The 14,225-nt window shown below is 26.7% G+C and carries 16 protein-coding genes; 1 reads left to right on the top strand and 15 read right to left on the bottom strand.

The genetic code is table 11. The features are described from left to right. Position 1 precedes the first annotated feature (1 nt). From KMP11_RS03415 to KMP11_RS03380, 8 genes are all read right to left on the bottom strand, one after another. Positions 2 to 1,381 carry a cytochrome ubiquinol oxidase subunit I gene (locus tag KMP11_RS03415; protein WP_216280113.1) on the bottom strand — a complete coding sequence of 460 codons (1,380 nt, stop codon included), beginning with the start codon at positions 1,379 to 1,381 and terminating at the stop codon, positions 2 to 4. 161 nt (positions 1,382 to 1,542) lie between these two features. Next, positions 1,543 to 1,884, bottom strand: coding sequence for a DUF1634 domain-containing protein (locus KMP11_RS03410; protein ID WP_215756505.1), 342 nt, complete (start codon positions 1,882 to 1,884; stop codon positions 1,543 to 1,545). Next, complete coding sequence (locus tag KMP11_RS03405; protein ID WP_215756504.1) at positions 1,885 to 2,730, bottom strand: sulfite exporter TauE/SafE family protein; 846 nt, start codon at positions 2,728 to 2,730, stop codon at positions 1,885 to 1,887. A gap of 20 nt (positions 2,731 to 2,750) precedes the next feature. Next, positions 2,751 to 3,389 (bottom strand): thiamine diphosphokinase, encoded by a 639-nt coding sequence (locus KMP11_RS03400; RefSeq protein WP_253195972.1) that lies wholly within the window; start codon positions 3,387 to 3,389, stop codon positions 2,751 to 2,753. Positions 3,390 to 3,393: 4 nt separating this feature from the next. Further along, positions 3,394 to 4,038 carry a ribulose-phosphate 3-epimerase gene (gene rpe / locus KMP11_RS03395; protein WP_216280112.1) on the bottom strand — a complete coding sequence of 215 codons (645 nt, stop codon included), beginning with the start codon at positions 4,036 to 4,038 and terminating at the stop codon, positions 3,394 to 3,396. A gap of 2 nt (positions 4,039 to 4,040) precedes the next feature. Further along, complete coding sequence (rsgA, locus tag KMP11_RS03390; protein WP_253195971.1) at positions 4,041 to 4,910, bottom strand: ribosome small subunit-dependent GTPase A; 870 nt, start codon at positions 4,908 to 4,910, stop codon at positions 4,041 to 4,043. After that, on the bottom strand, positions 4,900 to 6,603 hold the full coding sequence (recN, locus tag KMP11_RS03385) for a DNA repair protein RecN (protein ID WP_216280111.1): 1,704 nt from the start codon (positions 6,601 to 6,603) through the stop codon (positions 4,900 to 4,902). The genes rsgA and recN overlap by 11 nt, the downstream gene beginning before the upstream one ends. Before the next feature lie 13 nt (positions 6,604 to 6,616). Then, positions 6,617 to 7,420 carry a TlyA family RNA methyltransferase gene (locus tag KMP11_RS03380; protein WP_216280110.1) on the bottom strand — a complete coding sequence of 268 codons (804 nt, stop codon included), beginning with the start codon at positions 7,418 to 7,420 and terminating at the stop codon, positions 6,617 to 6,619. Between the two features lie 140 nt (positions 7,421 to 7,560). On the opposite strand from KMP11_RS03380, the gene KMP11_RS03375 reads away from it, so the two are divergent. Next, positions 7,561 to 8,022 carry a GAF domain-containing protein gene (locus KMP11_RS03375; protein WP_216280109.1) on the top strand — a complete coding sequence of 154 codons (462 nt, stop codon included), beginning with the start codon at positions 7,561 to 7,563 and terminating at the stop codon, positions 8,020 to 8,022. 289 nt (positions 8,023 to 8,311) lie between these two features. On the opposite strand, the gene glyA is transcribed toward KMP11_RS03375, so the two are convergent. From glyA to obgE, 7 genes are all read right to left on the bottom strand, one after another. Continuing rightward, complete coding sequence (gene glyA / locus KMP11_RS03370) at positions 8,312 to 9,523, bottom strand: serine hydroxymethyltransferase (RefSeq protein WP_216280108.1); 1,212 nt, start codon at positions 9,521 to 9,523, stop codon at positions 8,312 to 8,314. 51 nt (positions 9,524 to 9,574) lie between these two features. Next, on the bottom strand, positions 9,575 to 10,261 hold the full coding sequence (locus KMP11_RS03365; protein ID WP_216280107.1) for a hypothetical protein: 687 nt from the start codon (positions 10,259 to 10,261) through the stop codon (positions 9,575 to 9,577). Positions 10,262 to 10,303: 42 nt separating this feature from the next. Further along, positions 10,304 to 11,638, bottom strand: coding sequence for a 23S rRNA (uracil(1939)-C(5))-methyltransferase RlmD (rlmD, locus tag KMP11_RS03360; protein WP_216280106.1), 1,335 nt, complete (start codon positions 11,636 to 11,638; stop codon positions 10,304 to 10,306). A gap of 91 nt (positions 11,639 to 11,729) precedes the next feature. Continuing rightward, positions 11,730 to 11,984: a hypothetical protein gene (locus KMP11_RS03355; protein ID WP_216280105.1), complete on the bottom strand. Its 255-nt coding sequence runs from the start codon at positions 11,982 to 11,984 to the stop codon at positions 11,730 to 11,732. A gap of 41 nt (positions 11,985 to 12,025) precedes the next feature. Beyond that, positions 12,026 to 12,316 carry a DUF6630 family protein gene (locus KMP11_RS03350; protein ID WP_371741368.1) on the bottom strand — a complete coding sequence of 97 codons (291 nt, stop codon included), beginning with the start codon at positions 12,314 to 12,316 and terminating at the stop codon, positions 12,026 to 12,028. Positions 12,317 to 12,418: 102 nt separating this feature from the next. After that, positions 12,419 to 12,865: an ACT domain-containing protein gene (locus KMP11_RS03345; protein WP_215756494.1), complete on the bottom strand. Its 447-nt coding sequence runs from the start codon at positions 12,863 to 12,865 to the stop codon at positions 12,419 to 12,421. A gap of 2 nt (positions 12,866 to 12,867) precedes the next feature. Beyond that, positions 12,868 to 14,175 (bottom strand): GTPase ObgE, encoded by a 1,308-nt coding sequence (gene obgE / locus KMP11_RS03340; protein WP_216280174.1) that lies wholly within the window; start codon positions 14,173 to 14,175, stop codon positions 12,868 to 12,870. Between the last annotated feature and the right edge of the window lie 50 nt (positions 14,176 to 14,225).

The raw sequence follows: 14,225 nt of genomic DNA, 5'->3' as shown, positions 1-14,225 counted from the left end.
TTTAGATTACCTCCTTTATTGTTGCTTCTTTTTTCTTCATCATATATCTAAATAATACAAATTGTGCAATACCTAAAACAGTATATAATCCACAAAATACTATTAATGAAAATAGTACCGATTCTGCTGCAATAGGGGAAACTCCTTTACTTGTTGGCAGAATACCAAAAATTATAAAAGGCTGACGTCCCATCTCGGCATAAATCCAACCAGCCGCAGTTGCTACTTCAGCTATTAAAATCATCCAAGGAACACTTTTTAAAAACCACTTTCTTTTAAGTTCTGTTTTTCTTAAAGAAGCTATAGTTCCGAATAAAGATACAGCTAAAAGAATCGAAACAGAACCTGACATTACTCTAAATGAATAAAATATTGTCGTTACATCTGGTATATAATTCAAATGTTCTCCAACAACTGGATAATATTTTTGATCCAATTCTTTTTGAAGTTCTTTCATACCTTTTAAAGAACCTTCGAATTTATCAAATGATAAGAAACTAAGTAAACCTGGAATTTCAATTAAAGGTTTTGATTCTTGTTGTTTTTCATTAATTAAAGCTAATACTGTAAAAGGTGCTGGATCAGCAGAATTTTCATAAAGTGCTTCCGCTGCGGCAACTTTCATAGGATATTCACGAACAAGATATTGCATTTGTGAATGTCCTGTAACTCCTAAACCTAAAGAACCTATTAAGGCAGCAATTATAGAAACTTTGAATGCTTTTCTAAATAGTGTAACTTCATGTCCTTTAGCCATTTTCCATGCTGCTATACCTGATATTACAAAAGCCCCTACTGTTAATGATGTAAACATTACATGTGGAAATTGATTCCACAAATATCTATTAGTAATTATTGAAAGAAAATCCACCATCTCTGCTTTTTTACCAATAATATCATTTTCAACTATTTTAAATCCTACTGGTCTTTGCATAAATGAGTTCGCAGATAAAATCCAAAATGCTGATAAGATAGTACCGATTGACACTAACCATATACACATAGCGTGTAATTTTTTATTGATTTTTTCCCATGAAAAAATCCAAATACCTATAAAAGTTGATTCCAAATAGAAGGCCAATAAAGCTTCTATAGCTAATGATGGTCCGAAAACATCACCTACAAATGAAGAATACTCAGACCAGTTCATTCCAAATTGAAATTCTTGTAGTATACCCGTTACAACACCTACGGCAAAGTTTATCAAGAATAAATGTCCAAAAAACTTAGTTATTCTTTTATAGTGTTCATCACCACTTTTAACATACATGGTTTCAAAGATTGCTATTAAGAAAACCATCCCTATAGTTATAGGTACAAAGAAAAAGTGAAATACGGTTGTTGCCGCAAACTGTAATCTCGAAAGAAATAATAAGTCCACTTTTATACCTCCTTAAAATATTAATTATAATAATAAGTAAATTTTATTATACTTTAATTTTATTATATTATCTTTGTATTAAAAAGAATTTTATATATATTTCAAAGAAGATTTTTCAAAAAAAACAATAAAAGTTCACAATTTAGACAATTATATTAATTTTAATTGTGGCTTACACCCAAAAATAAACTTAAAAATAAAATAAAGAGTACAATTAATGAAATTTTTACATATACAGAATTTTTTTCAATATAAAATTGAAACATCATACCTAAGACTCTTATTATCGGAGTTAATATCAGTATAAAAAGTCCTATTAATAAGAAAAATTCTGCTTTAAAATTTATTAAATTATCAATTAATGAATAGTAATTAAATTTTTCATAGTGAAAAAAATCTTTATTTTCTTTTATAGACAATAGTATTCCAATAACAATAAAAAAAGAACTAGCTAAAACTCCAGAAAGCAAAATATTTGAAATTTTTTTATTAACATAATTCATTTATAGTAGCCCTAAACCTTTCAAAAACATATTAATAATAGTAAATAATAGTATCGGTAAAAAAATTAATCTTATATATTTGGCATTGATTTTTTGCATAACTTTAGCTCCGAACCTAGACCCTATTAAAGTACCTATTGCGACAGGAGCAGCTATAAATGGATTTATAGTTCCATTGAAAAAATATATAAGGGCGCTAGCACAAGCTGTTACTCCCATCATAAAATTACTTGTTGCTGTACTGACTTTTAAAGGTAATTTCATATAATCATCTAATGCTATTACTTTGAAAGCTCCACTTCCTATACCTAGTAACCCACTAGCCATACCTGCTCCAAACATCACTAAAGAACCTTTTTCAACATTTGTAACATTATAAGAAACTTCTTTTTTTTCTGCCTTGTCATAATATGAGGATGAAAATTCAAATTTTTTTGAGTATTTATCGTTTTCTACAAATTCATTTTTCACCTTGAATTTTTTTATTATTCCTGATTTTTTTAACATTCCATAAAATGAATTTAATAAAATTATAGAAAAGAAAATATATAATAATTTTGAAGAAAAGATACCAGAAAGTAATGCTCCTATTATTCCTCCAACAGTTGTAAAAATTTCTAAAAACAATCCTATTTTTATATTAGAAATTCCGTCTTTAACAAAGGCTATTGCAGAACCACTGCTTGTTGCAATTACGGCAATAATGCTAGCTCCTATTGCATATTTTATATCTACTCCAAAAAATATTGTGAGTACAGGAGTTACTATTAATCCTCCCCCAAGTCCCACTAAAGAACCTATAAATCCTGCTAGTATAGACCATAATATTAAGTAAAAAATACTCATAACTTTATCATCTCCCTAAATTAATCCTTTGAATATATTATTAAACATTTTTTATTTGTATTTAAAATTATATTACTATCTTCAAAAAATTCATTACTTGTAGCATTTGCCCTATCTAATGTCAGTTTAAAATTTTCAACGCTATATTTTGCATTATGTATACTTATTACAGTATTTTCAAAAATAGGTACAAAAGATATATACTTGTACTCTTTATTGTTTGTTAATTTATTAACACCTAATTTTGAAACAAAAATAATATTATTATTATCATAAAGTGTAATTTCTAAATGTTCGTATTTTAAGTTGTTAAGCAATAAGATATTACCAAAAAAATGGTCTAATCTCTTGCCTGTTGCCCCGAAAATATTTATTTTTTTTACATTAGAAAAATTTTTTATTATAACATCCAAGGAAAACTCTGCATCTGTTAAATCTTGATTTTCTTTTTTTATAATTCTAGTATTTTTTAATATTTTTTTATAGGTAGCATAATCAAAAGAATCTAAATCTCCACAGATTAAAATTGGTTGTATATTATTATCTATTAAAAATTCAGCACCTGAATCTACTCCTACCCAAATATTTTTTTTATGTAAAAAAGTAGGTTTTAATCCACCTAGCATGACATTTATTTCTAATATTTCATTCATATTCATAATATTATTTTAATAATTGGCTCAGTGTTTCTTCTTTATTGCTAGAATTAAATAAAAATGAACCACATACTATTAAATCTGCCCCCCTATCTCGACACAATTTAGAGGTTACTATATTTATTCCCCCATCGACTTGTATTAAAAAATTATATTTCTTGTCTTTTCTTATCTTATCCAATTCTTCGATTTTTTCTAGCATTCCTTCAATAAATTTTTGTCCACCAAAACCTGGATTAACAGTCATTAACAAGACATAATCTACTTTGTGAAGAATATGTTTAATAGTTGATATAGGTGTTTGAGGGTTTAATACTATTCCTGCTTTTTTTCCTTTATTTTTTATAACATCGATTAGTCTATCTGCATGATTTGTTGCTTCTATATGAAAAGAAACCATATCAGAACCTATATTACAAAATTCTTCTAAATATATATCGGGGTTGGCAACCATTAAATGTACATCTAAAGTTTTATTTGTAGTTTTTCTGATTGATTCTATAACTGGAAAACCAAATGAAATATTAGGAACAAAATGCCCATCCATAACATCTAAATGAAACATATCTATTCCAATATCTTCCATTTCCCTAATATCTTTTTCTAAATTTGAAAAATCAGCCGCTAGTAGTGATGGTAATATTTTTTTCATTATTATCTCCTTTTTATTTCTTTAATTTCTTCAAAAAACATCTTATAATTATTGTATCTTTCTTTAAAATAATCATCTTCTAAATTATTTTTTATATTGCAATTAGGTTCGTCAATATGGTTACAAGTTTTAAATTTACATTCTATATTATAAAAATCTGAAAATAAATATTTTAATTCTTCTTTTTCAATAAAGTTTATATCTAAAGAAGAAAAACCTGGGGTGTCTGCAATATAAAAATTATCTATTTTATGAAATTCTATATGTCTAGTAGTGTGTTTTCCCCTACCTAGATGTTTAGATATTTCTGAAGTTTTAAGTTCAAGTTTATTATTGGATAATTTATTAATAAAAGTTGATTTGCCAGAACCAGATTGCCCTGAAATAGATACAAATTTATCTTTTATTTTATTTTTTAAATCTCTTATATCCTCATCTTTATTAGAAAAAATGATATAACCTATTTTTTTATAATAATTTATTATGTTAGTAAAATTCTTAAATTCAATTTCATTTAACTTATCTAATTTCGTGAAAATTATAATTGTTTTAATATTACTATATTCATTTAAAATAATCATCTTATCAAGTAATTTGCTTGAAAAATCAGGTTCTTTAACTGATACGGTTATAATTCCATAATCTATATTAGATACTTTAGGTCTAAGCAGCTCATTTTTTCTATCTTTTATATCTATAATATATCCAAGAGAATCTTCTTCTATTTTTATTGTTACATAATCTCCTACCAAGGGTTCTATATCCTTATTTCTAAAATTTCCTCTTGCTCTACAAGTAATTATTTCATCATCAGACAAAACATAATAAAACCCACTCATAGCTTTGATTATTTTTCCCTCTTTAGATATCATTTGCCACACTACCTGCAATTTCTTTTTTTATTTTTTCTGAAATCTTAATCATCTCTATTGCATGTTCTTTAGATAATTTCGTTGTATTGTTACCTGAAATCATTCTAGATATTTCATTAACCTTTTCTTCCTCATCTAAATATTTAACCTTAGAAATCGTACGATTATCAATTATAGATTTCTCTATATATAAGTTATAATCAGATAAAGCCGTAGTTTGAGGTAAGTGTGATATAGATAAAATTTGATTTTTTTGAGATAATTGATAAATTTTTTCTGCCATTCTTTGCGAAACCTTACCGCTAACGCCGGTATCAATTTCATCAAATATTATTGATAGTCCTTTAATATTATCAGAAAAAATAATTTTTAATGCCAGCATAATTCTTGAAAGTTCTCCTCCAGAAGCAACTTTAGATAGTGATTTCAAAGGTTCTCCTAAGTTAGCGCTGATTAAAATTTTCAAATCATCTATCCCATCTGCAGAAAAATCTTTATATTTAAAATCTATTTTAATAGTACTTTTTTCCATACATAAAAATTTAAGTTCTGATTGGATTTTCTTTTCTAATATTTCAGCAATTTTTTTTCTATTATCTGATAGTAACTTGGCACTATCTAAAAGATTTTTCTCTAAAGTATGTAATTTTAATTTTAATTCATCTAAATTAGAACTATAATTTTCTAAGTAAAATAATTCGTTTTTTAATTCATCTTTATATAGCAAAAGTTCATCTGCATTTTTCATATATTTCTTTTCAAGTGATTTTATGGTTAAAAGACGATTTCCCATTTCATTTAGTCTTGCCTCGTCATAATCTAAATTATCATTAAACCTTGATAAATCATACTTAAGGTCTTCTAAAATGTAGTAAAAATCATTTATTTCTTGATATTTAGAAGAGAAATCTCCATTATGCCTTGACAATTTCTCTAATAAAGTTTTGATATTATATGTTTTTTCAAGAACTCCGCCTTCAGTATTCAAATTTTGATTTATTCCTAAAATTAATGAATTTATTTTTTCATAATTAGATAAGTAGTCTATCTCTGATTTAAGATTTTCTACTTCATTTTTCTGCAAATTTATTGCTTCTATTTCATTAATTTGGTATTTAGTAAAATCTATTTTTTTGGATATTTCACTACTATCTTCTTCCAATTCTTCTATTTTTTTGTACAGTTTCCTATATTCAAAATAATTATTTTTATAATTTTCTATAAAGGGACTTAAAATTTTTTTACCATAAGAATCTATTAAAAATAAATGTTTTTTTTCTAATAACAAAGTTTGATTGTCGTGCTGTTCATGAATATCTATTAAAAAAGAAGATATTTTTTTCAAAGTAGATAAATTAACTACCGTATTGTTTATCCGACAAATACTTTTCCCATTAGAAAATATATCCCTTTTTATTATAATCAAATCATCAAGTTCAATATCCAAAGAAGAAAAAATATCATTTAATTCCTCATTTTCAGGAAAATCAAAAACTCCTTCAATAGTAGACTTTTCTTCACCATGTCTTATATAATTAATTGAGGTTCTTTGCCCTGATAATTGCGATATGGCAGATAAAATCATAGATTTCCCTGCACCAGTTTCACCAGTTAATACTGTAAAACCATTATTAAAATCAATACTAACCTCTTCAATAATTCCGAATTGTTTTATATTTAATTGTAATAACATTAATTAATGCTCCTTACTTAAATTGTCTATTTGCTTCTTCTACTATTTTTTTTATATTTATATCCTTATTAATTACATTATCAGGTGTATATTTTAAAATCATTAAATATTCAATATTTCCATCTCCACCTGTAATCGGTGAATAAGTTAATTCCTTAACACTAAATCCTAGATTATTAGATAAATAAAATATATTTTCAACTACTTCTTGATGAACAAGTTTATCTCTAACTATTCCACCCTTTCCTACCTTGTCTTTCCCAGCTTCAAACTGAGGTTTTATAAGAGTACAAACTTCTCCAGAAATTTCAATTATTTCTGCAAGAGTAGGTAATATTAAATTTAACGATATAAAAGATACATCAATAGAAACTCGCTCAATCGGTTTTGAAAAATTATCTTTGGTGCAATATCTAAAATTAGTTTTTTCCATTACAGAAACCCTACTATCAGACCTTAATTTCCATGATAACTGATTTGTACCCACATCTAGTGCATACACATAAGACGCCCCGTTTTGCAATGCACAATCAGTAAAACCACCAGTAGAAGCACCAATATCCAACATAACTTTATCAGCAACATTAAAATTAAAATATTTTATTGCTTTTTCTAATTTTAAACCTCCCCTACTAACATAAGGTAAAGTTTTTCCTTTTATTCTCAAATTAACATTAACATCTATTTTTTCACCAGGTTTGTCGACACGATTAGAATCATAAAAAATTATTCCTGCCATTATTGCTCTTTTTGCTTTTTCTCTAGAATCAAATAATCCTTGACTTACACAAAGAACATCAGCTCTTTCTTTTAACATACACGCTCCAATAAGTTTATTTGTTTTAATTTTATCATATATACTTATTTTTATCTATAATATGGAATATTAATTACTTTTAATTTTTTTATTTTTATGTGATAATTATTAAAAATATTTTTAGGAGTGTATATGAAATTATGAAAAAAAATATTATAATCGCTCAAGCTAAATCTTTAATAAATGACGAAAATAATTTATATGCAAATCTAGCGAATTTATCAGCATTATTTAAAGAATATTTACCAGATACTAATTGGGTAGGATTTTATTTAGTTGATTTTGAAAGCAAAAATTTAGTTTTAGGTCCATTTCAAGGTAAAGTTGCATGTGTTAGAATACCATTTAATAAGGGAGTTTGTGGAAAATGTTACACAGATAAAAAAACTATCTATGTAGAAAATGTACACGAATTTCCTGGTCATATTGCCTGTGACTCTGCTTCAAACAGTGAACTTGTAATACCAATATTGGATAAAGATAAAGTCGTAGCATTATTAGATATAGATTCTGTAAAATTTAACAGATTTTCAGAAGAAGAAATTAATTCATGGACTAATATAGTAGAAGAAATATTTAAAGATTTTAAAATAAAAAAGTAATAGTTGATAAACGTGAAATAATTTTTTCTTAATTAATCCTTTTTTACTATTTCTTTTCTTTTCTTATAGTCTATTTTACTTTTTTCCATAATAAAAACATATCCTCTTTCTACCAACACATTTATTATTTTTGTGTCTAGTTTTTGGGACATGTTCTAATTTTTCTACCAATACTTTTTATTAATATTTATATTTATGTAATTTTAAAAAAAATAAAAGGGGAATACAATCTTAAAATTATATTTCCCTTTTTATATACTTACTTAATTAATTAAGTAAGTATATAATATTATCCTTTAAAATTCTTAGTTAAATTTAGCACTTCAGCTGCAATTTTTTCTACAACAACTTCTTTATGTTCTAAAAGTTCACAAATCCAATCTGCTATTTGAATAAATTCTTTTTCTTTATATCCCTTTGTAGTCATAGCAGCACTGCCTAAACGGATACCACTAGTGTGTACTGGTTTTTCATTATCAAAAGGAATGCTGTTTTTATTACATGTAATATTAACTTTACTTAGTAAAGAAGCCGCTTCTTTACCGGTGATGTTAAATTTATTTTTTACATCTATCATCAACAAATGATTATCCGTTCCATTTGAAACTACTCTTACCCCTTTTTCGGTAAATCTCTGAGCCATAGCCTGCATGTTAGCCACTACTTGTTTGATATATTCTTTATATTCATCTTGCATTGCTTCTTGGAAACAAATTGCTTTAGCGGCTATAATGTGTTGTAAAGGACCGCCTTGGGTACCAGGAAAGATGCGTGAATTTATTTTTTTTGCATATTCTTCCTTACAAAGAATAATTCCACCTCTCGGCCCTCTTAAAGTTTTATGAGTTGTGCTAGTTACAAAATCAGCATAAGGAACTGGATTAGGATGTAAGCCTGTAGCTATTAAGCCCGCTATATGAGCCATGTCTACCATTAAATACGCTCCTACTTCATCAGCAATTTCTCCAAATTTTTTAAAATCAATTATGCGTGAATAAGCACTTGCTCCAGCAACTATTAACTTAGGTTTAATTTCTAAAGCTAACTTTCTAATTTCTTCATAATCTAACATTTCTGTTTCTTTATTTACTCCATAAGCATAGAAATCATATAAAACACCAGAAAAATTCATTGGATGACCGTGCGTTAAATGTCCTCCAGAATTTAAATCCATTCCCAACACCTTATCACCAGGATTTAAAATAGCCATATAAACTGCCATATTAGCCTGTGAACCAGAATGTGCCTGAACATTAGCATGCTCTGCCTTAAATAAAGTTTTTAGACGGTCAATAGCCAACTGTTCAATTAAATCAACATTTTCGCAACCATCATAATAACGTGCATTAGGATAACCCTCAGCGTATTTATTCGTTAGAATACTACCACAAGCTTCTAAAATATCTTCAGAAACAAAATTTTCAGAAGCAATAAGTTCAATATTTTCATACTGACGTTTTTGCTCCATTTCTATATATTTTTTTACTAATTCATCTTTCATAAGTATTTTCTCCTTTTCTTATATTTATTATAATATTTAATACTTAGTTAATTATATATTTTTATTAATTTCTTCGTAAGAAAACTTATTCATTTGATGAGAATATAGGTCTAAAATAGGAATTTTGTTTTCAATCAAGTAATTTCCAACTGCCCATTCAATATGTAGTCTATTGTAATCTTTAGGAATTTTTTCTAAAGGAAATAATAATACAAAGTTTTCATTCCATTCTTGTTTTAATTGATGAATTATTATTCCTGAAGTATTATATTTCCACTTACGCTTATCGTAAATATCTTTTTCGTCATATTGTTTTGCATTTTTTGGAATATCAAAGTTTATATCATTACTGCAAGCAACAACTCCTAAAAATCCTTCTTTAGTAAATTTCATCCATACTATATCTCTTTCATCATTCAAATTATATTTTTTTTTAATATCTTTATAATTAAGATTATTAAGATTAAATATTGGATTATAAGTTTGGGCGAAAATTTTATCAATAACTCCTAAACCCGATAAAAAATTTAAAACTAATTCCCCTATTTCTTTCACTGTTGATTTAACGGCTGTTCCTCTATAATTTTTTAATTGCTCCTTTGAAGTTTTAAATCTGGGACAGTCTTTCCCTTGTACAGATTGCCCATGTACAGATTGCCAGCGAAATTCATTTTTTTCATTGTAATAGTATGCCTCACGACTTACATAAAGATATTCTTTCAATAATTTAATATTCATTATTATCTCCTAATTTTTTAATTATCCTATTAATATTACATTTTATTTAGTCAATAGCGTTACTGCTTCCACTTCACTTGTTTGTGGAAACATATCAATAGGTTGAATTTTATCCACATTATAACCTAAATCTATCATAATTTGCAAATCACGAGCTAGACTTGCTGGATTGCAACTTACATAAACTATTTTAGGTATATTCATGTCTGCCATGTTGCGTAAAAAACTTTCATCACATCCCTTTCTAGGAGGGTCTACGATAACAGCATCTATTTTTATTTTTTTTTCTATTAATTCTCTTATCTTATATTCGCTTTTACCGAGTAAAAATTTAACATTTTTTATATTATTTATTTTGGCATTTTCTTTAGCGTTTATAACAGCTTCTTCTACTACTTCTATCCCATATACTTTTTTTACCATATTAGCAGCAAATAAACTTATTGTTCCTATACCGCAATATGCGTCAATTATCACATCAGTATTTTTTAAATTTGCAAGTTCTATTGCTTTTGAATATAAAATCTTAGTTTGAGTGGGATTTACTTGATAAAAAGATGCTAGAGAAATATTGAACTTTATACCCTTAATATCATCTTCTATAAAATCTTTTCCATAAAGTTTAATACTTTTTTCTCCGAGTATTACATTAGTTTTTTTAGAATTTATATTTAACATAATGCTAACTATTCTTTTATCCAGTTCAATAATTTTTTCAACAAATCTATCTAAATTAAAAAATTTCTCTTTAGCTATAATACCAACCATAATTTCTGTTTTGGAGCTATTTGTTCTAAACATAATATGTCTTATTGCACCCTCATGCTTTTCCTCATCGTATATTGAAAGCTGCATATCAGAAATAATTTTTCTTATGTTATTTACCAAAAAATTATGTTCTTTGTACTGTATTTTACAGTCATTTGTATTTATAACGTCATGACTTCTAGGTCTATAATAACCCATTTTAACTTCATTATTTTTTACTTGTACAGGCACTACTGATTTATTTCTATAATAAGTTGGTTTGCCCATTCCTAGTGTAGATAAAACTTCTATCTTGTTAGCTCCAACTATTTTATTTATAATGTTTTTCACCTTATTTGTTTTAAAAGAAAGTTGTTCTTGATATGTCATGTGCATTAAGTTAGCACCTGATGTTTTCTCTTCTACTTCAACCCTATTAGGAGAAGAAGAAATTATCTCTATTAATCTAGCATATCCTAAATTTTTTTTAAGTTTTGTAATTTTTACTCTTATTTTTTCGCCTACTATAACATCTTCTACAAATAACGGAAAATTATCTATCTTTATAACTCCTAGTCCGTCATGAGTATAGTCTATTACTTCAGCAATAAATTCATCATTTTTCTTCATTTAATTCACCTTGTAATTTAAAAATAGTAATGGTAAAGCCATTACTATTATTTTAATAATTTGTAAATTTATATCCTAAAAATTTTTCTATTTATATATATATTTGATTAAAAGGTAAGGCATATAAATCTTTGTGATTTCTTAAAAAGTCTGAACTTAATTCATCTAAATTCTGCTCTAGCATAAAAAATTCTAAGTCATCTATCTTATCTCTTAAATCATTGACTTCTATTCCTTTACTTTCTACCAATCTAGCTATATTTTCTTGCCCTAAATTATTAACTCTTGCCACCATATTTTTTAAATATATCAAATGCTCAGTGCTAATACATTTTCTTTTTGCCAAAAATTTATTATTTGTTTGATATATCCTTCTAGGCTATCATCTTACCTTAAATTAGAAAATTTCAAGTTTTGAAATTTAGTTTTAAATTGATTTAAATTCATAAGTAGATATTCAAAATCTTCTAACTCACATTGCCAATCAAATTTTTCTGCATAGAAATTTTCAATTAAAATATCTGAAAATAATATCCAAATAAGTTCTTCTTTAGCTATATTATTTTTATCTATTCCCCTATTTTCTAAAAAATTAGTATTTTCATTTATATAGGTTTCAGTCTGTAAAATTAACTTTTCTACTTTCTGCAAAACTTTTTGATTGCTATCTGTTATTATATTAGCAAATTTTATATAGTATTATAGCAATACTTCTTTATTATTCATACTTCTAGGATTTTTTTTAAAATATTAAAAATTTTTTTTCATAAATTTCCTTATCTAAATATTAAATCCTATAACTTTTACAGAATTTACATGGGGCAAATTTTCTAGTAATGATTTTAATTTTTCTATATTTGTAAAATTTATATTCATATTCAATGATAAAATTATCGTTGCTCTATCGTTAATAGGAACTGTTTGGTGTATGGTAATAACATTACACTTTTCTCCGTGAATAATACTCAAAACTTTTCCTAGCATTCCTACTATGTCATCTACATTAATAGATAATGATAAAATAGATTCCTTTTTAAAATCTTGAATAGGAAATATAGTATCCCTATATTTATAAAAAGCACTTCTGCTCAAATCATATTTTTTAGAAGCTTCTAATATTGATAAATTTGGATTTTTTTCCAATTCTTTTTTTATTTTTATTGTTTTTTGAACAGCTTCTGGTAAAACGTCTTCTCTTATTATATAATAATTTTTATTTTCTTTCATACTTACTCTACAAATTCAAATTCGCCTTTTAATATTTTAACGGTATCTCCATTTGAACAACCTCTTGCTCTTAGGGCATCATCTACTCCCATAGAACGCATTTGTTGTGCAAATCTTCTTACTGAAGCATCACGATTAAAGTCTGTCATCATAAATGCTCTTTCTATTCCAGCACCACTAACAACGTAAGCACCGGTATCATCACGACTTATATTAAATGTTTCATCATTCGGCTTATGTTTATATAAAACCCTATTTTCAATAGTTTCTTCTTTATTAATATCAATTTCATATAAAGTATTATAGTTAGTTTTGTCTAATAAATCACTTATCTTATAAAGTAAGTTATCAATATTAGAATGAGTAAATGCCGATATTTCTATTAAATCTATTTCTTCATTATTTTCTGCAATTTTTTCTTTGAAAATTTTTAGATTTTCTTTTGATTCTGGCATATCCATTTTATTTGCAACAACTATTTGTGGACGCTCTAGTAAACGCATATTGTAGTCTTCTAGTTCCTTATTAATTATTTTATAATCTTCATAAGGGTCTCTTCCATCAGCTGCTGACATATCTATAATATGAACTATTACTTTTGTTCTTTCTATGTGTCTTAAAAATTGATAACCTAATCCTACACCTTGACTTGCTCCTTCGATAAGTCCAGGTAAGTCTGCCATAACAAAACTCTTGTTATCTTTTGTTTCTACTACTCCTAAATTTGGAACTAGGGTTGTAAAATGATAATCAGCAATTTTTGGTTTTGCTTTTGAAGTTATAGATAATAAGGTAGATTTTCCTACTGATGGGAAACCGACTAACCCTACATCAGCCATTAATTTTAATTCTAATGTTATATTTCTTTCTTCTCCTGGTTCACCATTTTCTGCTATTTCAGGAACTGGATTTGAAGGTGTTGCAAAGCGACAATTACCTCTGCCTCCACGCCCACCTCGTGCAACAATTACTTCTTGTTCATGTATTGTTAAATCACCTAGAATTTCACCAGTATCCGTATCTTTAATAATTGTTCCTGGTGGTACTATAAGATATAAATCTTTTGATTTTCTTCCGTGCATTCCTTTATTCATACCATTCTCACCATTTGGAGCAACAAAACGTTTTTGGTATCTATAATCCATAAATGTTCTCAAACCTTCGTCAACTTTAAAGACAATATTGGCACCTCTACCTCCGTCCCCTCCAGCTGGCCCTCCCTTAGGAACATATTTTTCACGCCTAAATGCTACTAAGCCATTTCCTCCATCACCAGACCTTATATATATTTTTACCTCATCTATAAACATACATTCTAACCTTTCAAATATTTTTATTAAATAAATTCTATTCATTATAA

The organism is Gemella sp. zg-570 (genome assembly GCF_018866345.1).
Classification (GTDB): domain Bacteria; phylum Bacillota; class Bacilli; order Staphylococcales; family Gemellaceae; genus Gemelliphila.
Note: the sequence above shows the minus strand (reverse complement) of the source record. Positions and strands in the feature narration are given on the sequence as shown.

Bases quoted from the DNA above. Each gene is read 5' to 3' on its own strand.
- recN (WP_216280111.1), bottom strand. From the start codon at position 6,603: ATGTTATTACAATTAAATATAAAACAATTCGGAATTATTGAAGAGGTT.
- KMP11_RS03375 (WP_216280109.1), top strand. From the start codon at position 7,561: ATGAAAAAAAATATTATAATCGCTCAAGCTAAATCTTTAATAAATGAC.
- KMP11_RS03365 (WP_216280107.1), bottom strand. From the start codon at position 10,261: ATGAATATTAAATTATTGAAAGAATATCTTTATGTAAGTCGTGAGGCA.
- KMP11_RS03345 (WP_215756494.1), bottom strand. From the start codon at position 12,865: ATGAAAGAAAATAAAAATTATTATATAATAAGAGAAGACGTTTTACCA.
- rlmD (WP_216280106.1), bottom strand. From the start codon at position 11,638: ATGAAGAAAAATGATGAATTTATTGCTGAAGTAATAGACTATACTCAT.
- rsgA (WP_253195971.1), bottom strand. From the start codon at position 4,910: ATGATATCTAAAGAGGGAAAAATAATCAAAGCTATGAGTGGGTTTTAT.
- KMP11_RS03380 (WP_216280110.1), bottom strand. From the start codon at position 7,420: ATGTTAAAAGAAAGAGCTGATGTTCTTTGTGTAAGTCAAGGATTATTT.
- KMP11_RS03410 (WP_215756505.1), bottom strand. From the start codon at position 1,884: ATGAATTATGTTAATAAAAAAATTTCAAATATTTTGCTTTCTGGAGTT.
- glyA (WP_216280108.1), bottom strand. From the start codon at position 9,523: ATGAAAGATGAATTAGTAAAAAAATATATAGAAATGGAGCAAAAACGT.
- obgE (WP_216280174.1), bottom strand. From the start codon at position 14,175: ATGTTTATAGATGAGGTAAAAATATATATAAGGTCTGGTGATGGAGGA.
- KMP11_RS03400 (WP_253195972.1), bottom strand. From the start codon at position 3,389: ATGAATATGAATGAAATATTAGAAATAAATGTCATGCTAGGTGGATTA.
- rpe (WP_216280112.1), bottom strand. From the start codon at position 4,038: ATGAAAAAAATATTACCATCACTACTAGCGGCTGATTTTTCAAATTTA.
- KMP11_RS03405 (WP_215756504.1), bottom strand. From the start codon at position 2,730: ATGAGTATTTTTTACTTAATATTATGGTCTATACTAGCAGGATTTATA.